The 20,829-nt window shown below is 73.4% G+C and carries 22 protein-coding genes; 8 read left to right on the top strand and 14 right to left on the bottom strand.

What is annotated here, in order from left to right; all coding sequences use genetic code 11:
• The first annotated feature begins 78 nt into the window (after positions 1-78).
• A complete protein-coding gene (locus tag ACFYWM_RS29045; RefSeq protein WP_389919719.1) occupies positions 79-1,248 on the top strand; it encodes a TetR/AcrR family transcriptional regulator in 1,170 nt (389 codons plus the stop codon).
• A 58-nt stretch (positions 1,249-1,306) separates the two neighbouring features.
• Entirely contained in the window at positions 1,307-2,044 is a 738-nt protein-coding gene (locus ACFYWM_RS29040) for a sulfite exporter TauE/SafE family protein (protein WP_389919716.1), read from the top strand.
• Positions 2,045-2,272: 228 nt separating this feature from the next.
• Here the strand turns inward: ACFYWM_RS29040 and ACFYWM_RS29035 are convergent, their stop codons facing one another.
• From ACFYWM_RS29035 to ACFYWM_RS28995, 9 genes are all read right to left on the bottom strand, one after another.
• Positions 2,273-2,773 (bottom strand): GNAT family N-acetyltransferase, encoded by a 501-nt coding sequence (locus ACFYWM_RS29035; RefSeq protein WP_389919713.1) that lies wholly within the window; start codon positions 2,771-2,773, stop codon positions 2,273-2,275.
• A gap of 196 nt (positions 2,774-2,969) precedes the next feature.
• A complete protein-coding gene (locus ACFYWM_RS29030; RefSeq protein ID WP_389919711.1) occupies positions 2,970-3,632 on the bottom strand; it encodes a response regulator in 663 nt (220 codons plus the stop codon).
• A 36-nt stretch (positions 3,633-3,668) separates the two neighbouring features.
• Entirely contained in the window at positions 3,669-4,757 is a 1,089-nt protein-coding gene (locus tag ACFYWM_RS29025; protein ID WP_389919709.1) for a sensor histidine kinase, read from the bottom strand.
• Between the two features lie 126 nt (positions 4,758-4,883).
• Positions 4,884-5,774 (bottom strand): glycosyltransferase, encoded by an 891-nt coding sequence (locus ACFYWM_RS29020; protein ID WP_389919706.1) that lies wholly within the window; start codon positions 5,772-5,774, stop codon positions 4,884-4,886.
• Positions 5,771-6,397 carry a class I SAM-dependent DNA methyltransferase gene (locus tag ACFYWM_RS29015; protein WP_389919704.1) on the bottom strand — a complete coding sequence of 209 codons (627 nt, stop codon included), beginning with the start codon at positions 6,395-6,397 and terminating at the stop codon, positions 5,771-5,773. The genes ACFYWM_RS29020 and ACFYWM_RS29015 overlap by 4 nt, the downstream gene beginning before the upstream one ends.
• Positions 6,398-6,438: 41 nt before the next feature.
• Entirely contained in the window at positions 6,439-7,377 is a 939-nt protein-coding gene (locus ACFYWM_RS29010) for a PIG-L family deacetylase (RefSeq protein WP_389919701.1), read from the bottom strand.
• On the bottom strand, positions 7,374-8,354 hold the full coding sequence (locus tag ACFYWM_RS29005; RefSeq protein WP_389919699.1) for an acyl-CoA dehydrogenase: 981 nt from the start codon (positions 8,352-8,354) through the stop codon (positions 7,374-7,376). The genes ACFYWM_RS29010 and ACFYWM_RS29005 overlap by 4 nt, the downstream gene beginning before the upstream one ends.
• Positions 8,355-8,629: 275 nt before the next feature.
• Positions 8,630-10,111, bottom strand: coding sequence for a cryptochrome/photolyase family protein (locus ACFYWM_RS29000; protein ID WP_389919697.1), 1,482 nt, complete (start codon positions 10,109-10,111; stop codon positions 8,630-8,632).
• Between the two features lie 62 nt (positions 10,112-10,173).
• A complete protein-coding gene (locus tag ACFYWM_RS28995) occupies positions 10,174-10,482 on the bottom strand; it encodes a CPBP family intramembrane glutamic endopeptidase (protein WP_389919694.1) in 309 nt (102 codons plus the stop codon).
• Positions 10,483-10,988: 506 nt separating this feature from the next.
• Between ACFYWM_RS28995 and ACFYWM_RS28990 the strand changes: the two genes are divergently transcribed.
• Entirely contained in the window at positions 10,989-11,129 is a 141-nt protein-coding gene (locus tag ACFYWM_RS28990) for a TetR family transcriptional regulator C-terminal domain-containing protein (RefSeq protein ID WP_389919889.1), read from the top strand.
• Positions 11,130-11,151: 22 nt separating this feature from the next.
• Positions 11,152-11,286: a hypothetical protein gene (locus ACFYWM_RS28985; protein WP_389919692.1), complete on the top strand. Its 135-nt coding sequence runs from the start codon at positions 11,152-11,154 to the stop codon at positions 11,284-11,286.
• A 97-nt stretch (positions 11,287-11,383) separates the two neighbouring features.
• On the opposite strand, the gene ACFYWM_RS28980 is transcribed toward ACFYWM_RS28985, so the two are convergent.
• Together ACFYWM_RS28980 and ACFYWM_RS28975 are read right to left on the bottom strand one after the other, a co-directional pair.
• Positions 11,384-11,848 (bottom strand): VOC family protein, encoded by a 465-nt coding sequence (locus tag ACFYWM_RS28980; protein WP_389919690.1) that lies wholly within the window; start codon positions 11,846-11,848, stop codon positions 11,384-11,386.
• A gap of 276 nt (positions 11,849-12,124) precedes the next feature.
• Positions 12,125-12,724: a dihydrofolate reductase family protein gene (locus tag ACFYWM_RS28975; protein ID WP_389919687.1), complete on the bottom strand. Its 600-nt coding sequence runs from the start codon at positions 12,722-12,724 to the stop codon at positions 12,125-12,127.
• Between the two features lie 182 nt (positions 12,725-12,906).
• Between ACFYWM_RS28975 and ACFYWM_RS28970 the strand changes: the two genes are divergently transcribed.
• A complete protein-coding gene (locus ACFYWM_RS28970; protein WP_389919685.1) occupies positions 12,907-13,410 on the top strand; it encodes an NUDIX hydrolase in 504 nt (167 codons plus the stop codon).
• A gap of 266 nt (positions 13,411-13,676) precedes the next feature.
• On the opposite strand, the gene ACFYWM_RS28965 is transcribed toward ACFYWM_RS28970, so the two are convergent.
• A complete protein-coding gene (locus ACFYWM_RS28965) occupies positions 13,677-14,369 on the bottom strand; it encodes a TetR/AcrR family transcriptional regulator (RefSeq protein WP_389919682.1) in 693 nt (230 codons plus the stop codon).
• A 53-nt stretch (positions 14,370-14,422) separates the two neighbouring features.
• Between ACFYWM_RS28965 and ACFYWM_RS28960 the strand changes: the two genes are divergently transcribed.
• Positions 14,423-15,634: an FAD-dependent oxidoreductase gene (locus ACFYWM_RS28960; RefSeq protein WP_389919680.1), complete on the top strand. Its 1,212-nt coding sequence runs from the start codon at positions 14,423-14,425 to the stop codon at positions 15,632-15,634.
• Between the two features lie 297 nt (positions 15,635-15,931).
• A complete protein-coding gene (locus tag ACFYWM_RS28955) occupies positions 15,932-17,146 on the top strand; it encodes a M20 family metallopeptidase (protein WP_389919677.1) in 1,215 nt (404 codons plus the stop codon).
• Between the two features lie 113 nt (positions 17,147-17,259).
• Here ACFYWM_RS28955 and aspS read toward each other — a convergent pair whose 3' ends face one another.
• Both aspS and ACFYWM_RS28945 read right to left on the bottom strand, forming a co-directional pair.
• On the bottom strand, positions 17,260-18,549 hold the full coding sequence (gene aspS / locus ACFYWM_RS28950; protein WP_389919886.1) for an aspartate--tRNA(Asn) ligase: 1,290 nt from the start codon (positions 18,547-18,549) through the stop codon (positions 17,260-17,262).
• Positions 18,550-18,980: 431 nt separating this feature from the next.
• Complete coding sequence (locus ACFYWM_RS28945; RefSeq protein ID WP_389919674.1) at positions 18,981-19,754, bottom strand: SDR family oxidoreductase; 774 nt, start codon at positions 19,752-19,754, stop codon at positions 18,981-18,983.
• Between the two features lie 168 nt (positions 19,755-19,922).
• Here ACFYWM_RS28945 and ACFYWM_RS28940 point away from each other — a divergent pair, with 168 nt between their 5' ends.
• Positions 19,923-20,768: a helix-turn-helix domain-containing protein gene (locus tag ACFYWM_RS28940; protein WP_389919671.1), complete on the top strand. Its 846-nt coding sequence runs from the start codon at positions 19,923-19,925 to the stop codon at positions 20,766-20,768.
• The last annotated feature ends 61 nt before the right edge of the window (positions 20,769-20,829 follow it).

Genomic DNA, 20,829 nt, shown 5'->3' with positions numbered 1-20,829 from the left:
GATCCTGTCATCTGAGTGGTCACGGTATCTTGGATCGGAATCGACGGCAACGCGACGACGAGGAGAGTGGGGAGGGCGATGAGCCGGCTCAGCAGGGCGCAGCTGCAGGAGCGCAACCGCGCCAAGGTGCTGGACGCGGCGATGCGGGAGTTCGCCGAGCGCGGCTTCCGCGACGCGAAGATCGACGCCATCGCCGAGCGCGCCGAGCTCACCCGCGGAGCGGTCTACTCCAACTTCCCCGGCAAGCGGGCCCTGTACTTCACGGTCCTGGCCGATCTGGCCGAGCGCGCGCCCCAGCCGCCGAACCCGGAGCCGAGCCTCACCCCCCGCGAGGCGCTCGGCGCGCTCGCCCGCGCCTGGCTGGCCCGGCTCCCCATGACCACCGACGAGCCGGACGCCCTGGCCAGGATCGGCGTGGACCTGCTGCCGGAGATCCTCGCCGACGAGCGGACCCGGCGGCCGTTCGCGCAGCTGATGAAGCTCGACGCGATCCTGCTCGGCCTCGCCCTGGAGCGCCTGCGCCCGCCCGCCACCCCCGACGGCCGCCTGGTGCGCCTGGCCGAGGCCGCGCTCACCACTCTGTACGGCGCGAGCCAGCTGGCCGCCGCCGCCCCCGGCTTCACCGACCCCTTCACCGTCGTCAGCGCCTGCGAGCGGCTCGCCGACCTCGACCTCGACGACAGGTGGCCGTACACACCGTGGATCCCGCGGGCCAGGCCCGCCGACGAGGCGTGGTCCCCGCCGCCGGTGCTGGACGCGGTACGCGGCGAGCCCGCGCGGCTCACCGGCGACGGCGACGGCGACGGCGTGGTGGCGATCCTCGGGCTGCACCGGCTCGAAGCCGTCGAGGAGGCGGTACGGGCCGCACCGGCGGGTGCCGCGATCACCGCCGTCCTGGTCACCGGCGACCCCGACGAGCTGGCGCCGCTGGCCCGGCTCGCCGTCGCCGAGCTCTGCGGCTGCCTGCGCCAGGCCTTCCCGCCCTCGGCGTGGCCGCGCCTGCAGGTGGTGTTCGACGACTCCGGTGCCCTGGCCGCGGCGGCCGGCGTCCTGGCCGTCAGTGACGCGACCGAGGCCGCCGTCCGCGTCGAGGCGGGCCGGATCGTCGTACGCGCCGACGGCCGGGGCGCGTGCCACACGGCCGCCTCGACATCGGGCGAGGCTGTGAGGTCACCGGAGCCCTCACCGGGGAGACCGGCACCTTCGCCGGAGGACATCGGGAGCCCGGCCAGAAGATTCGCCGGTTGAAGCATCAGGTACGGTCATCTGTGACCTCATCTCCCGCTTCCTCCCGCCGGCGAGGCTGATGCCCTCCCTCGACGTCGTCCAGTGGGTCATCCTGCTGGCCGCCCTGTTCCTGGTGGGCTTCTCCAAGACCGGCGTCTCCGGCGCGGGGACGGTGGCGATCGCCCTGTTCGCGCTCGTGCTGCCGACCAAGGAGTCCACCGGCACGCTGCTGCCGCTCCTGCTCGTCGGCGACCTGGTCGCCGTGGCCTCCTACCGGCATCACGCCGACTGGCCGAGGCTGATCAGGCTGTTCCCGTGGGTCGCCCTGGGCGTGGTCGCCGGTGCCGTGGTGGTGCGCTGGGTCGACGACGCGCAGATGAGACGGCTCATCGGGGCGATCCTGATCGTGATCATCGCCGTTCACCTGTGGAACCGTCGCCGGGCGCCGGAGGACTCGCTGGCCCACCGCCGTTCGGTGGCCGCCCTCGCGGGCGTCTTCGCCGGTTTCGCCACCATGACGGCGAACGCGGCCGGCCCCATCATGGCCGTCTACTTCCTGGCGGCGGGCCTGCCGATGCTGGGCTTCCTGGGCACCAGCGCCTGGTTCTTCCTGACGATCAACGCCTTCAAGGTGCCGTTCAGCGTCGCGCTGGGCCTCATCACCCCCTCCACCCTCGTCTTCGCCGCGCTGGGCGCCCCGGCGGTCCTCGCCGGGGCCGCGACCGGGCGCGCCGTCATCAGCCGCATCGACCGCAGGCGCTTCGAGTGGATCACGCTGGGACTCACGCTGCTCGCCGCGGTGCGCCTGCTGCTCTGACGCCCGTGACGACCACCGCGTTCACCGCGTTCACCGGGAGGCCGGTTCGGCGCGTGAGCCGAGCACCCGCCCGAGGCGCAGCTCGGACAGGCCCGCTCCGTAGAAGGGGGCGCGCGGGTCATGCCTTTCCCGTTCATGGCCAGGTGTCCCTTTCCGGGTACGCCCCATCCCGCCAGCCCGCAAAGTCTGCCCAAAACCGGATATGTCGGGCAGTCGCCCGATATCCGGTCAGTAGGTGGTGAAGGAGATCCACACGTCCGGGGGGACGTCGGGCCGGTCCGGGTCGGGCGGGCGTTCCTCCGTCCACGCGTCACCGGCGATCTCGGTGGCGACGCGCCGCCAGAACGCGACGCCCGCCGTGTTCGAGTCCTGGAAGGCGATCCTCCAGGGGCCGGGGTGCCGGGAGATCACCTCTCGCACGGCGCCGGCCCCGATCCCGGACCGGCGCGCGCCACGTACCACGAAGAAGCTGTTCAGCACGCGAGCCGGGCCCGACAGCGCGCGCACGAACGAGAACCCGACGGGCCGGTCCCCGCTGGTGAACAGGTAGGCCGCCCAGTCGTCGTCCTCGAAGGCCAGGCGAAGCCGGTCGCCGTGATAGGTGCCGTCGGGGCCGGGCAGCCCGCCCTGGAACTCCGCCATGTCGTGGCGGAACATGAGCCAGAGCCGTTCGACGACGGGACGGTCCGCGGCGCTCACGAGCCGTACGGCAGCTTGAGAAGTTGTCATAAAAGCACTTTCCGGCCGGGGACAACCCCGGCCGGAAAGGTAAAAATATCAGATTCCAGTAGCGCGCTTCCAGAAGAGGCCCGCACGACGTCCCGGCACGACCGGAGGCTCGGCGCGGCCCCGGAGGACCTGCGTAACCCCAGATAACCTGCGTACCTCCGAGGGGCCTGCGTGAGCGCGGAGGACCCGCGCGGTCTCAGCGCGGGCGCGGCCGGACCAGCCCGAGGTCGTAGGCCAGGACGACGGCCTGTACCCGGTCTCGCAGCCCCAGCTTGCGCAACACCGCCGACACGTGCGTCTTGACGGTCGCCTCGGTGAGCACCAGCCGTTCGGCGATCTCGGCGTTCGACAGGGCGAGCGCCACCAACCGCAACACCTCCACCTCCCGCTCGCTCAACCGCCCCAGCCCGTCCGGGGGCCCCGCCCCGTCGGGCAGCGCGGCGGCGAACCGGTCGAGCAGCCGCCGGGTGACCGACGGCGCCAGCACCGCGTCCCCGCGCGCCACCACCCGCACCGCCTCCACCAGCTCCGCCGGCCGCACGTCCTTCAGCAGGAAGGCGCTCGCCCCGGCGCGCAACGCCGCGAACACCGACTCGTCCAGGTCGTACGTGGTCAGGATGACGACCCGGGCCGCGCTCCCCGAGGCGACGATCCGCCGCGTCGCCTCCAGCCCGTCCATGCCGGGCATGCGCACGTCCATCAGCACCACGTCGGGCCGGAGCCTCCCGGTCAGCGCCACCGCCTCGTGCCCGTCGGCGGCCTCCCCGACCACCTCCAGATCGTCCCGCGCCTCCAGGATCATCCGGAATCCGCCCCGGATCAGGGCCTGGTCGTCGGTCACCAGCACCCGGACGCTCATCTCGATCCCTCAGATCTCATCGAGTCTCATCAGGTCTCATCGCGAATCCGGCACCCCGCCGGGCAACGGGAGCCGGGCGTGCACCCGGAAGCCGCCGCCCGGCGGGGTGCCGGCCTCCAGCGTGCCCCCGAGCAGCGCGGCCCGCTCCCGCATCCCGGTGATACCGCGCCCGGTCCCGCCGCCCACCGCTCCCCGCCCCTCGTCCGTGATCTCCAGCTCCAGCAGGCCGCCGGACGCGCGTACCGTCACCTGCGCCCGGCCCGCCTCGGCGTGCCGCAGCGTGTTGGTGAGCGCCTCCTGCACGATCCGGTACGCGGACAGGTCGATCCCGGCCGGGAGCGTACCGGTGACGCCCTCCCGCCGCACCACCACCCGCAGCCCGGCCTCCCGTAACCGCTCCACCAGCTCCTCGAGCCGGTCCAGCCCCGGCTGCGGATCCGCGGGGCCGCCCTCGGGGCGTACCGTGGACAGCAGCCGGCGCAGCTCGCCGAGCGCGTCGCGGCCCGCCACCTCGATCGACCGCAACGCCGCGCGAGCCTGGTCCGGCCGCTCGTCGAACACGTCGTCGGCCGCGGCGGCCTGCACCACGATGACCGAGACACTGTGCGCGATCACGTCGTGCAGCTCGTGCGCGATCCGGGCCCGCTCCTCACCGGCCGCCCGGCGGGACGCCTCCGCCACCGCCGCCCGCCGGTTCCGTACCGCCTCGCCGAGCGACCAGATCACCACCGGGAACAGCATCACGAACTGCGCGTCGTCCACCGGCGCGACGTTGAAGTTCAGCGCGCTGAGACCCAGCAGCGCCGCCAGCGCGGGCAGCGACACCCTCGGCGGCCGGGTGGTGACCAGGGAGCCCAACGCCACCAGGGCCGCGACCGGGAAGAGCGCGTACGGCGCGAGCAGATGCACCACCAGCCCACCGGCCAGCGTGACCGCCATCACCGGCACCGGGTGAACACGCCGCCACCACAGCGCCACCGCCTGCGTCACGGCCGCGAGCTCGCCCACGAGGACCAGCGCCGGAGGATGCGCGGCGGGGCCGCCCCGCACGAGCGCGAGCAGGAGCAACGCGACGACGACCACGAGCGCGCCGTTGGCGATTCGGGAGAGCCGGATACGGCGCACACCGGGAGTATCGCATACGGAAAGCACCGGCAGATCGGGGCTTTCGGCACGTCAGGGCACGAACGACATCACGCGACCTCGCGTCGTCGGCGGCGGCGGCGAGCGGTGGCGGCGGCGAGCGGTGGCTCAGGACGTCCGTCCGGAGGCCCGGCGCGTGGCGAGGGCGGTGTCGCGTTCGAGCCGGGCGAGGAAGTGGCCGAAGCCGTCCGGTGCCCGGGGGTCGCGCCGCGCCGAGGTCACCACGCTCACGCCGGTGGTCCGCAGGACCCGCCTGCCCGCCGACTCCAGGGCCCGGACGAGGGCGTCGTCCTCACCGGTCGGCAGCGCGCTGAACCCGCCGACCGCCAGGTAGGCGGCGGCGCTGACACCGAGGTTGGCGCCGTGCACGTGCGGATGCCACCGCGCGTCGCCCGCTTCGCCGCCGGCCGCGTTTGCGTCGCCCGCTTCGCCACCGGCCGCGTTTGCGCCGCTCACTTCGCCGCCGACCGCGTTTCCGTCGCCCGTCTGGGTGCCGGTCGCGTTCTCGTCGCTCGTCCTCACTCCGGTCGCCCCGGTGCCGTTCGTCTCCGTTCCGGTGGCGTACCCCTCGGTGTAGGCGGTCCGGAACCGGGGCGGGTAGCCGGACCAGTCGGTGACCACCACGGTGCCGACGACGGCCTCCCACCCCTGGGAGGCGTGCCTGAGCTGGCGGACGAGCCAGCAGGGCGGCACCAGGGTGTCGGCGTCGGTGGTGGCGACCCAGACGGTGGCGGGGTCCAGGTCCCGGGTCCGGCGCAGGAGCACCTGCGTACCCGCCAGCCGCGCCCGCCCGACGTTGGTCATGGTGCCCTCGACGACGGTCGCCCCGGCCCGCGCGGCCAGGGACGCCGTACGGTCGGCGCAGGTGTCGGCGACGACGATCAGGTGGACCTCCACGCCGGGGACCATGCGCCCGGCCAGGTCCACCGAGGCCAGGCAGGCGGGCAGCAGCTCCTCCTCGTCGCGGGCGGGCACCACGACCCCGACGGCCTGGATCACACGAGTCCTTCGGACTCGGCCACCGAGGGAGCCCCGGTGCCGCGCAGGTAGACCTCGGCGAGGAAGTCCGGCTCGCGGTGGTCGACGAGGCGGGTCAGCTCGCCGCGCCCGGCCAGGGCCCGGTGCACCTCCTCACCTCCGCGCGGGTACTCCGCGACCGGATGCCTCCAGTGCACCGCGAGCAGGGTGCCCCCGGAAGCCAGCGAGGCGACCGCCAGGTCCAGCATCCGCTCCAGGTCGGCTCCGCCGAAGTAGTAGAGCACCTCCGACAGCACGACGAGATCGAAGGGCCCCTCCCGCTCGGGCCACTCGTCGGGCAGGACGCGCCGCTGCACCCGCGTGCCCGGGTGCCCGGCGGTGCGTTCCGAGGCCGCCTCGACCGCGACGGAGGACAGGTCGCAGGCCAGCAGCCGGTCGCAGCGCGGGGCGAGCATGGCGGTGAACACCCCGATGGAGCAGCCCGCCTCGAAGGCGTCGCGGTAGCGTCGCGCGGGCAGCAGCGCGGCGCTGATGGCGTACTTGCGCTCCTCGTACCAGCGGGAGGTGAATCCCCACGGGTCGGAGGAGGCCGCGTACATGCCGTCGAAGTACTCCGGACCGAGGGTCGCCGGGTGGGGTGTCATCGGATACCTCCAGCCTGAAGTCCTCCGAGGTGGGGAGGGTGTCAACGGAAGAGCACCTCGTGGTCGCGGGTGAAGTGGGCGACGATGCCGGGGGGCAGCACCGCCTCCAGGTCCGCGCCGCGGGGCTCCAGCTGGCTGGTGAAACAGCCGATGGCCGCCCGCTTGCGGTCCAGGACCTCCGGTGGCAGCGGGATCCGCAGCGCCCGCTCCCAGGGCAGCCGCGCGTCCCCGGGCTCGGCCCAGTGCCAGGCCCAGATCGGGTAGAAGTACGGGTGCAGCCCCGCCGAGGCCGCGGCCCGGCCGGTGGCCTCGTGGTCGGAGTGCACGTCCGCCTCCCACGGGGCCAGGCACACCTCGAACCCGGAGGCCGCCCGCCCCAACGCCCCGGCGAGCTCGCCCTCGCGCCCGGCCAGCCCGGTGTCGGGCATGCCCAGCCGCACGATCTCGACGCCGCCCGCTCCCAGAGCCGCCAGCGCGGACCCGGTCTCCCCCACCCGCCGCGCCACCAGCGCCGCCACGTCGGCGATCCCCGGATGGGAGGCCTCGCCGTCGGTGACGGCGACCAGGCGCAGCCGTACGCCCGAGGCCGCCAGCAGTGACAGCAGCCCGCCGAGTCCCAGCACCTCGTCATCGGGGTGGGCGGCGATCACCACCGCGCTGCGCCAGCCGCCGTACGCGAGCTCCGGGAGGGCGCCGAGCCCCGGCCAGGCGCGCCACTCGGCCTCGGAGGTGCCCGGGGCGTCGATGGCGTTGGGGACGGGATCGGCCCGGCCGTTTCTCCCGGCCGGGCCGCCTCTCTCAGCCTGATCGTTCCGGTCGGCCCGGCCGGTCTTCCCGGCACTGTCAGTCCGGTCGGCCCGCCCGGCGCCGTCGGCCCAGCCGGACCGCTCGGTTGTCTCGGTCCGGTCGATCCGATCGGCCCGATCGGCCCAGCCGGTCCGGCCGGTCCGCTCGGCTCTCTCGGTCCGGTCGGTGCTCACCAGCCGGCTCCCTGCTCGGCGACGATGGCCCCCAGCGCGGCGAGGTCGCGTTCGGCGTGGTGCTGGCGCAGGTAGACCGTCAGGTCGGCGACCCGGCGCCCGTGCGCGGCGTCGTGGCCGAGCGGCCCGGCGCCCAGCGCCCTGCCCACCCGGCCCATCACGTCGGTGGCCACGGCCTCCACCAGTGCCTTGAGACGCAGGGACCGCGTCCTTCCCGCGTTCTTGAGGTCGTGGGGGTCGGCGTCGATCTCGTCGGCCGCCTCCCCCAGGGCGGCCCTGGCGGTCCGCAGTGCCACGTCGACCGCGCCCAGGTGGGCCAGGGCGTGCGGGCCGACATCCCGCTCGGTGGCTGCGGCCAGCAGCGTCTCGGCCACGCCTCTGGCTCCCCCGTACCAGCAGGAGGCGACGCCCGCGCCGCCCTGGTGGAAACCGGCCCTTCTCACGTATCCGTCCACCGGTCCCACCGGCTCGGCGGGAACCTCGTCGAAGCGGACGTCCAGGGTGTCGCTGGCCGCCATTCCCGTCGCAGGCCAGCTGCCGTCCACCGGCCGCAGGCCCTCGACCGCCACGGCGAACAGCCGGGGGCCGTCCGGTGCCTCCGCGGTCACCAGGGCGTGGGTGCACACCCGCGCCCCCGAGCAGTACCTCTTCGTCCCGCTCAGCAGCCACCCTCCCGCCTCGGGACGGGCGGAGAGGGACGGGCCGGGAGGTTGTGCCGCCCACACCCCCCACCGGCTGCCGGCCGCCGGCGCGGGACCGGCGAGCTCGGCGAGGATCGCCACGGCGTCGGTGTGCCCCTCGCACAGCCGCGCCAGCGACAGGTCCCGCCGGGCCAGCGCGCTCAACGCCTCCCATCGCCGCCTGGTGTGCCCCGCGCCGGGCAGCGGGAGGTCCAGCCGCCCCGACTCCACCTCGGCGACGAACTCCCTTTCGACCTCACCGCGCCAGGCGGTCTCACCCAGCCGTTCCCCGTCCATGGACCGGGGCCTACCCTGCCGGGGTTGTTCATATCATTGCCGGTAAAAGGGTTGATTCTGCTCCGGCAAGATCTTCCCTGAGTTTCCGCAGAACGAGATCCGCGAGCCTTTCGTTTACCCTCCTCGGCAGGTATTCGCGGCGATGAGGGGAAAGCGGGCGTCACGAGGACCTGCCACCGTCGGACTCCACGCCGCCGGCCTGGACGCGGCCAGGAGGTGGGCCGAGTCGCCGGGCGTCGAGCCGCGCTCCGGCAGGTCACCCGGTGCCTCCGGGGTCAGGGAGGCGCGTCGCCGCGTGCGGCCTCCTGGGCGCACACCTCGTCCAGGTCGTCGAGCCGCCGCATGCCGTACACGCCTCGGGCCGTGCGCGGGTTGGCGGCGAGCCACTCCTGGTTGCGGGCGAAGAACCACCAGTAGCCCGCGGTGAACGGGCAGGCGTCCTCGCCGGTCCGCCGGGAGGGCCGGTAGCGGCAGGGCGCGCAGAAGTCGCTCATGCGATTGATGTACGCGCCCCCGGCCGCGTACGGCTTGGTCGCCAGCATGCCGCCGTCGGCGTGTTGCGACATGCCGACCACGTTGGGCACCATCACCCAGTCGTACCCGTCGACGAAGCAGCGGTGGAACCACTCGGTCAGCCGCGCGGGGTCGTACCCCCGCTGGAGCGCGAAGTTCCCGAGCACCATCAGCCGGATGATGTGGTGGGTGAACGCGTTGTCGCGCACCTGGGCGAGCGCCCACGACAGGCAGCGCGCCTCGACGGCGTCGGCGTCCAGCTCCTCGAACCAGGCGGGCAGCGCCGCGCGGGCTGACAGCCGGTTGAGGTCGCGGTACTCCTCGCCGAAGTACCAGTACAGGTGCCAGATGTAGTCGCGCCAGCCGATGAGCTGCCGCACGTAGCCCTCGACGCTCGCGAGCGGGGCCCGGCCCGCCCGGTAGGCGGCCTCGGCGGCCCGCACGCACGTCATGGGATCGAGCAGCCCGAGGTTGATGGCGGGCGAGAGCATGCTGTGCGCCATGAACGGGTCGCCGGTGAGCATCGCGTCCTGGTACGGGCCGAAGGCGGGCAGCCGGTCGTCGACGAAGCGCCGCAGCGCGCCACGGGCCTCCGCGGCGGTGGCGGGGAAGGTGCGCGGGCCGTCGCGCCCGACGAAGGAGACCTCACCGTCGCGTTCCCACCGGTCGAGGTCGTGGCGCACCCGCTCGTCGATCTCGTCCTCCTCGGCCGTCCACGGGCCGGGCACGTCCAGCCCTCCGGCGGGCGGCGGCTCACGGTTCTCCGTGTCGAGGTTCCAGCGGCCGCCGGCGGGCTCGTCGCCGTCCATGAGCACGTCCAGGCGGCGCCGGGCGTCGCGGTAGAAGTCCTCCATGAGCAGCCGATGACCGTCCCTGCTCTTGGCCCAGGTGGCGAACTCCTCCGCGGTGCTGGTGAACCCGCGCGAGGGCAGGACGGTCACCTCGGCGCGACTCCGGACGAACGCGTCGGCCGCGTGGCTGGTGGGCCCGCAGACGCTGACCCGGCCGCCGGCGCTGTCGAGCGCCTCGGCGAAGGTGGCGGTCCGCAGGAACAGCGCGCGGTCGCCCAGCTCGGCCGCGCGGTGCCGCAGCGCGGAGAGCACCAGGTGCGCCTTCTGCCGGTGGTAGCGCCGCCGCCGCAGCGCCGACCTGGCCTCGACCAGCAGCACCGGCTGGTCATCGGAGTCGAGGAAGTGGTCCCCGAGCTGATCGGCGAAGAGCCATCGCCTGCCGTGTTCCCCCATGTCGCCATCTTGGCCGCTCGGCGCCCCGTTTCCCGTACGCCTCGCTGGTCGGACCGCGGGTGCTAGAGCATGCCCAGCAGGACGGTACCGGCGTTGATCGCGCCGTGAACGGTGAGGATGGGCCACATCAGCCGGTAGCGGCTCCACAGGTAGCCGAGGAACAGGCCCTGTACACCCTGGTGGACGAAGACCGTGGCGAGGTCGGTGGGAAGGTGACCGGTGCCGTGGATGCCGATGTGCCAGGCCGCGAAGACCAGGCTCGCCAGCACGATGGCGGGCCGGCGGCCGATGAGGTGCTCCCACCGGGTCTGGAGCCACCGCCGGTAGAAGACCTCTTCGAGCAGGGCGTTGACGGCGAAGACCACGATCATGGCGATCAGCAGCGTGGCGGGGTCGAGAGCCGCCGCCCAGTCGTCGTCGCCGGCCGGCCGGCCGGGCGAACGGGCCGACGTGGTAGAGGACGAGCCAAACCGCCACCGGCACCACCGGCCCGTAGCGGCGCCAGGCCGAGGGCCGCTCGCGCACCGCCTCCGGACGGGTGGCGCCGTGGCGTGACAGCCGGAACAGCAGCACGGGCACGGCCAGCAGCAGGACGATCTTCAAGATGGTGTGTGCCGGCTCGGCGTCATGGCCGCTGTCGGTCACCAGTCGCAGCGCCACCGCGAACAGCACGCCCGACGCCAGGAGAACGCCCGCCTGCAGGTGAAGGCCCGCCTGCAGGTTGAAACCTCGCGTCGCCGGCGCATCGTTCACGGAGGCCGCCCGGGGCGGCGACGGCATCAACCACGTGAGTGCCAGTCCGGCGAGGACGGGAACCCAGATGTGCCACATGGGCCTGGTGCCGGCGTGGTCGCTCGTGTAGCTCGCGGACGCCGTCCTGGAACGGCGGGCGGCGCGGCTCCACGTGTTCATGGACGGTTTGACGCTGCAGACGGCGACCTACCCGCACAACTTCACCCCGCAGGGCATCCGCGCGATCGTCCGCGAGGAGCTGCGCCTGCTGACCGAGGCGCGGTGACCTTCCGCGGAGACGGACTCCCGTGACCCGAGACCCCGTCCGGGAACCCGCCGAGATCGCGGGAGCGGAGCGGGGCGACCGGGCCGAGACGGGCCCGGTGGAGGACACCCGCATGGCGAAGAACGTGCTCGACGAGGGGCACGGCGGCGGCAGGTGATGGCGGGCGGCGGCGAGTGGTGGCGGGTGGTGGCCGCTCCCCCGGGTCGCCCGGCACGCCCCGGCGACGTCGCCCGGGCGCACGCGGGCGGAAGGCCTCAAGCTCCCGCCTCTCGTGGCTGGTCCGCCTCCACCGGGCCGAGGTGGACCTGGCCGGTGTCGTCGAGCCGCCAGCCGGGGTTGTGGCAAATCTCCCAGATCACCCCGTTGGGGTCGGCGACGTGGCCGTGGTAGCCGCCGAAGTTCGCGGCCTGGGGAGGCTTCACCAGCGTGCCGCCCGCTTCGACGGCGTGCCGTACGGTGGCGTCGACGTCGGCGGGCGTCGGCACGTTGGCGGACAGGGTGAGACCTCCCAGCTTGCCGTCGGCCGCCGTGCCGTGCATGTCCTCGACGAACTTCTCCGCGTCGAACAGCCCCAGGACCACCCCGGGGGCCACCTGGAAGAAGATGATCTCCCCCGGCACGTCCAGAAGCGGCGTCCAGCCCAGGCCCCCGCGGTAGAACGCGCGGGCTGCGTCGAGGTCAGGCGTGGCCAAAGTGATGAAATGTACCTTTTGCTCCATGTCATCAGCATGACCGAACAGCCGGAAGGTCGTCTTGAACGAATCGGACACCGCGTTCGCTCCACCGGGTTGACCCGCCGGCAGGCCGACGTGCGTTCCACCGCCTGCCGCCCACCGCCCGCCGCCCGCCGCGCGTACCGGCACCCGCCGGGACCGGGCCCTCCGGCCCAGGCGGCCGGGTGCCCGCGGGCCATCGGCGGCAGCGGTGGCGGTGGTGGCGGCGGTACGGCCGGGAACCGGTCGCCGATCAAGGCTCCGGCCCGTCCGTCACCCCTTCTACCGGATCACCCGGTACGTCAGATGGGCGACGAGGCTGGTGCCCGAGGGGTCGCCGACGGGTTCGAGGGTGATGCTCCCGAGGTTGTCGAGCAGCCGCTCGCCTCCGCCGAGGATCACGGGCGCGATGTGCAGGCGCAGCTCGTCGATGAGCCCTGCCGCCAGATACTGGTTCACCGTCTCGGCGCCCCCGGCGACGGCGACGTCGCTGTCACCGGCGGCCTCGCGCGCCCGGGCCATCGCCGCCTCGATCCCGTCGGTGACGAAGAAGAACGTCGTGCCGCCCTTCATCGTCAACGGCTCGCGCGGGTGGCGGGTGAGGACGAAGACCGGCGCGTGGTACGGCGGCTCCTCACCCCACCAGCCGCTCCAGTCCAGATCCCAGGCGCCGCGGCCGGGACCGAACATGTTACGGCCCATGATGAAGGCCCCGGCCGCGGTGATGCCCTCGAGCACCGCGGTGTGCCGCTCGGGCTCCTCGAACATCCACCGGTGCAGGCACTCCTTCGCGCCCTCGCCGAGCGGGTTCTCCAGGCTCTGGTTCGGCCCTGCCACGAAGCCGTCGAGGGACATCGCCATGTCGCACGTGACCTTGCTCATACTCGCTGCCTTCCATGTTCCGGCGCCCGTCCGGCGCCTTCACCGGGGAGTCGGAGCCGTTTGTCGTTCCTCTACATGCCGGCCGGAATCTTTTCAGGACGAGGGACGGCGGCGCATCCAGAGTCAGGTGACACGGGTGCCACGGCCGAGGTTTCTCGAAGGTGAGCGTTCACCATGGGTGCATGGACGATGCCCTGGCCCAGGATGTGAAGGGCAACACGCTGACGGCGTTCCTGCCGGTCGCACGCGTTGCCGACGCACCGGACGACATTCCGGACGATGTGCCGGACGACGCGCCGATGCCCGCGGCCCTGGTCGCGGTCTGGTGCGGCCGCCACCTGCTGCTGGTCTTCGACCGCTTCCGAGGGGAGTGGGAGCTGCCCGGCGGCGGGATCGACCCCGGCGAGACACCCCTCCAGGCCGCCGTACGGGAACTCCACGAGGAGAGCGGCCTGCTCCTGCCCACCCTCACCCTCGCCGGATACGCGCGCTTCCGGCTCGTCGGCCCGCTACGTGAGGAGTACGCCGCGATCTACACCGCCCACGTCCCCGCCCTCCACCACGCCTTCACCCCCAACCAGGAGATCGGCGCCATCCGCTGGTGGGACACCGCCGTCGCCCCGCCCGAGCGCACCCAGATCATCGACACCGTCCTGGCGCGACACACCCGCCTGCACGGCACGTGAACGAGGCCCTTCCGGTTATTCGGTGTTGCCATGTCCCGGTAGTCAGCGGCACCGAGTAGCTGGAAGGGGCTGTTCAGCGGGCAATCAGACGGCGGTAACCGGCATCGGAGCGGCCGACGACGGATGCCGCGAACGGTTCACCGGCCGTGCCCCGGTGCCGTGCCCCGGGGCCGCGAACCGGGCCGCGAACCGGGCCGCGAACCGAGCCGCGCCGAGCTCACCCCTCGGCTGGGCGCGCTCCCGCTGATGTACCGGAATCCCGGGCCTCACGCCGGCGGCCGGGCGAGTCTGGCGGCCACGGCGTCGAGGACCCACTCCAGGCCGGTGGCGAAGGACGTCTCGGCGTCCATGTCCGTGCCCTCGTGCACGACCCTGGCCAGCGCCGGGAAGCGGCCGGTGGCCAGCATCCTCGTCACGTGCGGGCCGGAGGCGCGCTGCCAGTCGCGCTCGGACAGGCCCGTGGCGCGCTCGGCCCGCAGGTTCGCGATCTCGCGCCTGATCGCGCCGATGAGGTAGGCGCCGACGGTCTCCACGGCGCGCAGGACGGTGTCGAGGTCGGCGAGGCCGTCGAGGGCGGCCAGTGTGGTCTCGGTGACGGCGAGGGCGTTCGGGCCCAGGGCCGGACGGCCGCCGAGCAGGTCGGCCAGCCATTCGTGACGGAGGGTGGCCCGCCTGGTGCGGTGGGCGTGGCCGCGCAGCGCCTCCCGCCAGTCGCCGGGCCGCTCCTCGGGGAGGATCTCGGCGTGGACCTCGTCCACCATGAGGTCGAACAGCTCCTCCTTGGTGGAGATGTATCCGTACAGCCGCATCGGGCCGGCGTCCAGCCGGGCGGCGACCTTGCGCAGCGACACCGCCTCCAGGCCGCCCTCGTCGGCGAGCGCGACGGCGGCGGCGACGATTCGCTCCCGGTCCAGTGGTACGGGGCGAGTCGGCGGCTCCGGCCGGTCCCACACAGTCATGGTCGCATCGTACTGTTGCGATACATCGTATGAGCGAAATACAGTGTATCGACATGAGACATCGTATCGCCGTAGTCGGGGGCGGCCTCGCCGGCCTCACCTTCGCCCGCGTCCTGCACCGCCACGGACACCCCGTCACCGTCCTCGAACGCGACCCCGCCCCCGACGCCCGTCCCCCGGGCGGCACGCTCGACCTGCATGAGGGGATGGGCCGGCTCGCGCTGGCCAAGGCGGGGCTGCTGGCGGAGTTCCAGGAGCTGTCCCGTCCCGAGGGGCAGGCCATGCGCATCCTGGACACGGACGGGACCGTCCTGCGCGACTGGCGACCCCGGCCCGACGAGGTGGCCAACCCCGAGATCGACCGGGGACAACTCCGCGACCTGCTGCTCGGCCCCCTGGAGGTCCGGTGGGGGCACGGCGTGACGGAGGTGGCGCCGGGGACCCGGGACGGCGTGCCGGTCCGCTTCGCGGACGGGCGGCAGGAGACGTTCGACCTCGTGATCGGCGCGGACGGCGCCCGGTCCCGGGTCCGCCCGGCACTCTCGCCCGCGACGCCGCACTACACCGGCGTCACCCTGGTCGAGACCTCCCTGGACGACGTCGACACCCGCCACCCCGACCTCGCCCGGCTGGTCGGCGACGGTTCCGTGGCCGCGTACGGCGTGAACCGCGCCCTCGTCGCCCAGCGCAACAGCGGCGGCCACGTCAAGGTGTACGCCCAGTTCCGCGCGCCGCTGGACTGGCACACGAACCCGGACCGGCACCTGGGCCTGCGCACGGACACAAGCACGGGCACGGGCCTGGGCGCGGACACAGACGCGGACGCGGGCCTGGGCGCGGGCCTGGACCTGGCCGACGCCGAGGCGGTGCGCTCGAGCCTGCTGGCCCTGTTCGACGGCTGGGCCGCCCCCCTCCTCGACCTCCTCCGCCACGGCACCGCCTTCGCCCACCGCCCCCTTCACGTCCTGCCCGTTTCCCACACCTGGGCGCACGTCCCCGGGGTGACGCTGCTGGGCGACGCCGCCCACCTGATGCCCCCGCTCGGAGTGGGCGCGAACCTCGCGATGCTGGACGGCGCCGAACTCGCCGAGTCCGTCGCCGCCTCCACCCCCGGCGGTCTGGACGAGGCCGTCCGCGCCTTCGAGGAACGGATGTGGGCACGGGCCGGCAGGTGGGCGGAGATCACGACGGCCGGCCTGGAACGCCTCGTGAGCCCGGACCCCGCCGAAGCCCTCGCCCTCTTCGACGAGGTCCAGCCATCCTGACCGCCGGGCGCGGGAGCACCCCCGGCGGCCGGGACGATCAGGTTCTCGCGGGCGGTTCGCCCCCCACCACCGCGCTCAGGAACGCCCGGAACAGCTCGGCGATCGCCACCTCCCGGGAGTCGAGCAGGCGCGTGAACGCGTGTTCCTCGAGGATCGGTCCGGCGGGTAGCGCCCCGGGGCATCGACCTCTTCGAAGGTTGATGGCAACCTGGGATCGCGCCGACTGCTTTCGCCACACGCGTCCCGGCTCCGGGGGCGAGCCGCGACATGACACCGTCCGACCGAAAGGCGAAACCCATGACGAACCATGCCGCGCGGGTCGGGGCCTGGCTGGACGAACGGGCCGAGGAGATGGCGGGGCTGCTCGAACGCCTCGTGGCCGTCGACTCCGAGAACCCGCCCGGCCGCGCGCTGGGCCGCTGCGCGCGGGTGCTGGGCGAGGCGATGGACGGGCTCGGCCTGTCCCCGGAGATCATCGAGGTCGCCGACCCGTCCGGCGAGCTCGAGGAGCCGTGCGTCGTGCGCGGCACCGCCGGCGACGGTGACAGACTCGTCTACTTCCACGGCCACTTCGACGTGGTGCCCGCCCAGGACCGCGGCCAGTTCACGGCCGTACGCCGCGACGGGAGGATCATCGGCCGGGGCACGGCCGACATGAAGGGCGGCATCGTCAGCATGCTCTACGGCGCCGCGGCCGCCAGGGACCTGGGGCTGCTGGGCGACGGGCGGGTCGTGGTGCACCTGGTGTGCGACGAGGAGACCGGCAGCGTCGTGGGCGCCGGTCACCTGCGCGCCGCCGGGCTGATCGACCCGGCCGCGCTGGCCATGCTCACCGCCGAACCCAGCGGCGGCGCCATCTGGAACGCCGCCCGCGGCGCCGTCTCCGTCCGCGTCGACATCCGGGGCCGCGAGGCCCACGTCGGGCAGGCCGACCTCGGCGTCAACGCCTTCCAGCACATGCTGCACGTCGCCCGTCCCGTCGAGCGCTACGCCGCCGAGATGGCCGGGCGCCACACCGGCCTGCCGATGAACCCCGGCGACGCCCCCGGCACCATGGTCGTGGTCGGCGGCCTGTCCGGCGGCGGCTCCAACTTCAACGTCGTGCCCGGCTCGGCCTTCTTCACCGTCGACGGCCGCTACAACCCCGAGGAGGACCTGGAGGGCGAGCTCAAGCGCCTGACCGGCATCGTCGAGGACGCCGCCCGCGAGATCGGCGCCGAGGTGTCGGTCCGCACGACCCAGCTGCAGCCCTCCGCCGGCACCGACGCCGACCATCCCGCGGCCGTCGCGCTCGCCCGCGCCGTCGGCGAGGTCGAGGGCGGCCCGGCCCGGTTCGAGATGTGCGCGGGCATCCTGGAGACCCGCTGGTACGCGCAGCTCGGCATCCCCGCCTTCGGCTACGGGGCGGGCCGCCTGGACGTCTCGCACGGCCCCGGCGAGTACGTCGACGAGGCCGCCATGCGCCGCTGCGCCGCCGTGTACGCCCGCTACGCGGGCCACATGTTCTCGTGACGGCCCCTCCCCCACCGGGCTTGCCCCGGGTGCGGCCCGCCGGAACGGGCCGCACCCGGGGGTTGTCACAGCGTCACAGCGTCACGGCGTCACAGCGTCACGGCGTCACGGCGTCACGGCGTCAGCCGGTGGAGGTCACGGGGGAACAGGGTGGCGCGGCGGATGTTGTCGGCCCCGGTCAGCCGGGTGGTCCAGCGTTCCAGGCCGAGGGCGAAGCCGCCGTGCGGGGGCATCCCGTGCCGGAAGGCGGCGAGGTAGCCGGCGTAGGGCTCCGGCGACTCCCCCCGGGCCGCCAGGGCCGCGAGATAGTCCTCGTGGCGGTGCAGGCGCTGGCCGCCGGTGACCAGCTCCAGGCCGCGAAAGAGCAGGTCGAAGCTGTTGGAGTACTCCGGCCTGCCGGGCTCGGGGTGGGTGTAGAAGGGGCGTTTGACCATCGGGTAGCCGGTGACGAACAGGAACTCGCTGCCGTGCTCGCGCAGCGCCCACCGCGACAGCCAGCGTTCGTGGGCCGGCGCGAGGTCCGGCTCGCCCCTGGGGTCCTCGCCGGTGTGGGCGGCCAGGAGTTCCTGGGCCCGGGAGAAGTGGATCTCCGGGATCCGTTCCGGGACCTCGGGCAGCGAGACGTCCAGCAGCGCGCACGCCTCGCCGGCGTGCCGTGCGACGGCGGCCGTCATGCCCGCGAGGACCTCGCGCAGAACGGCCATCACCTCCCGGTGGTCGGTGACGAAGCCGAGCTCGGCGTCCAGCGAGATGTACTGGGCCAGGTGCCGCGCGGTGTCGTGGGGCTCGGCGCGGAAGACCGGCCCGGTCTCGTAGACGCGCTCGAAGACGCCGACCATGGCCTGCTTGAAGAACTGCGGCGACTGGGCCAGGTAGGCGCGGGTGCCGAACCAGTCGATCTCGAAGACGTTCGCGCCGGACTCGGTCGCCGAGGCAACCACCTTGGGCGTGTGGATCTCGGTGAAGCCGAGCGCGTCCAGCGCCGTACGGAAACCCGCCACCGAGACCGCGGAGATCGTGTGGGGGGCCCGCAGCAGCGGGTGGCGCAGCGCGACCGGGGCGTGGTCGAGGACGGTCGGCAGGGTGGCCGCCACCGCGGGGCGGTAGAGGTCGAACGGCGGGGCCGCGGCCGGCCCCGACAGGGCGGTGACCTGCGGGGAGGTCACCTCGACCCCGCCGGGGGCCTGGGGGTTGGCGGTCGCGGTCCCGGTGATCTGCAGGACCGTCTCCTCGGGGTGGCCTCCGGCCAGGGCCATGGCCTCGGGCTCGGTGACCACGGCCTGTGCCAGGCCGGAGCGGTCCCGCAGGACGAGGAAGACCACCGATTTCAGGGTTCGCCTGCGGTGCAGCCAGCCCTGGACGGTCACCTGGTGGCCGATTCGCCGGGGAAGCTCGGCGGCCAGGGTCCTGCGGGTGGACGGGCCAGTCGCGGATGTCGTGGATTCAGCGGATGTCGTGGATTCCGTGGATTCCGTGGATGAGGAGATCATCACAAACCTCTGGTCAGTGAGTGGTGATCCCTTGGGAGTGCGGGCGAGAAGGGAACTCGCGGTGCCACCGCACTTTCACCGCCGTGACGACGGCGGCCTCGAAGGGCCCGGTGACGGGGGCCGGCCGGCGGGGCATTGGGCGCGGGCGCCGTTCCTCCCCGCACTCGGGAGGGTCTTCGTCACCGGGGACAGGGCCGCCTTCACAGCTGCCGGCGGCTCTCTCGTGCCTGCCCTGGTCCGGTGACTACTCGTCTCCGTCAATGCGTTGCCGGAAGGGTACGCGTGCGCCGTCACGTACCGCAACCACAATCGCGCGGGTCGCGAAGCCCTTCCCCGTGGGAAGGTCAGCCGGGCCGGTGGGTGGGCATGATCGTGACCTGCTGGAGGTTCACGCGCGGCGGCAGGGTGGCGATGAAGCCGACGGTCTCGGCGATGTCGCGCGGCGTGAGGCCCTCCGCCGTCTCCCTGGGCCTCTTCGGCCACGGGAGCACGTTGTCGCCGGTGGCCTGGCCACGTGACCCGGTGTCGACGATGCCGGGTTCGAGCGTCGAGACCCGCACGTTCCTGGTGCCCAGCTCGACGCGCAGGTGGTGCGAGAGGTGGGTGACGTAGGCCCTGGTGCCGGAGTGGAGGGCGATGTTCGGGAAGATGTCCAGCGCCGCGGTCGACGAGGTGTTGATCAGATCGGCCACGCCGCGCTCGGCGGCGGCCCTGACCAGCTGCGGGGTGAAGGCGCCCAGGACGTTCATCAGCCCGGTGATGTTCAGGTCGATCCGGTGCTCCCGCTGCTCGGGGGTGAGCCTCTCGGCCGGGGCGGGCAGCATGACGTCCGCGTTGTTGAACAGCAGGTCGGCGTCGTCCAGCTCGGCCGCCACCCGGCCGGCGGCCGACCGCACCGCCGCGGCGTCGGTCACGTCGACGGTGATCGCCAGGGCGGCGCCGTCCTCCTCGATCCGGGAGACCGGCCCGTCCAGCCGGTCCTCGACCCCGGCCAGGAGGGCGACGCGCGCGCCCAGCCTCGCCAGATGCCCGGCCAGGGTCTCGCCGACGTCGCCGAAGGCCCCGGTGATGACCGCCACGCGGCCGGTCAGGGGCCTGGCGGGAGTTTCCCCGAACATGTGGACACCTTCCGAAGAGAACCGGGCCGGGAGACGGGATCCCGGCCACACATCCAGCACACCACCCCCGAGCGGCGTCCAGAGGGCCCGAGCAGGCCCTGGTCAGGCAGGTACCGCCAGGGCCACCCGGTGAGAGAGCACCGCACCCCGCTGGCACACACTGGGAGGATGGACCGTAGCAGCGAGATCGCGGACTTCCTGCGCTCCCGCCGGGCCAAGATCACTCCTGGCCTGGCAGGGCTGGCGGGTGACGACCGCACCCGGCGGGTGCCGGGACTGCGCCGGGGCGAGGTCGCCCGCCTCGCCGGAGTGAGCACCGAGTACTACACCCGTCTTGAGCAGGGCCGCGCCGGAACCCCGTCCCCGAAGGTCATGGAGACCCTCGCCCACGCGCTGCAGCTCGATCTCGCGGAGCGCGAGTATCTCGGCGGCCTGCTGGCACGGCCCGCGCCCGCCGGCCGTACGCTCGCTCCGCAGCGGGTCCGGCCGGGCCTGCACCTGATGCTCCAGACCCTGGAGCACGTCCCCGCCTTCATCCTCGGCCGGCGCACCGACGTGCTGGCCAGCAACCGCCTGGCGCGCGCGGTCCTGACCGACTTCGAGGCTCTCCCCGCCCCCCGGCGCAATCTCTCCCGCTTCTACCTCCTGGACCCCGAGGCCCGCGAACGCGTGGTGGACTGGCCGCAGGTCGCCTCCGAGACCATCGCCATCCTCCGCTTCGAGACGGGCCGCCACCCGCACGACCGGCGGCTCGCCGACCTCGTGTGCGAGCTCACCCTGCGCCTGCCCCAGTTCGCCACCTGGTGGGACGACCACTGCGTCCTGCGCCGCACCCACGGCGTCAAGCGCTACCACCACCCCGTGGTCGGTGATCTCCGCTTCCTCTACGAGTCCTTCCAGCCTCCCGACGACCCCGACCAGACCCTGTGCGTCTACAACCCCGAACCCGGCTCCGCCACCGCCGAGGCCCTGAGGCGGCTGAGCCGGTCAGGCCTCCCCCAGAGTCAGGGGTGAGGCCACGCGTCTGACCGTTTCGGTCATTTGATGCCGGATCCTCCGGCAGAATGATCAACCA

It is taken from the genome of Streptosporangium sp. NPDC002721 (assembly GCF_042888905.1).
Taxonomy (GTDB): Bacteria; Actinomycetota; Actinomycetes; order Streptosporangiales; family Streptosporangiaceae; genus Streptosporangium.
This window is presented reverse-complemented; position numbering and strand designations above follow the sequence as displayed.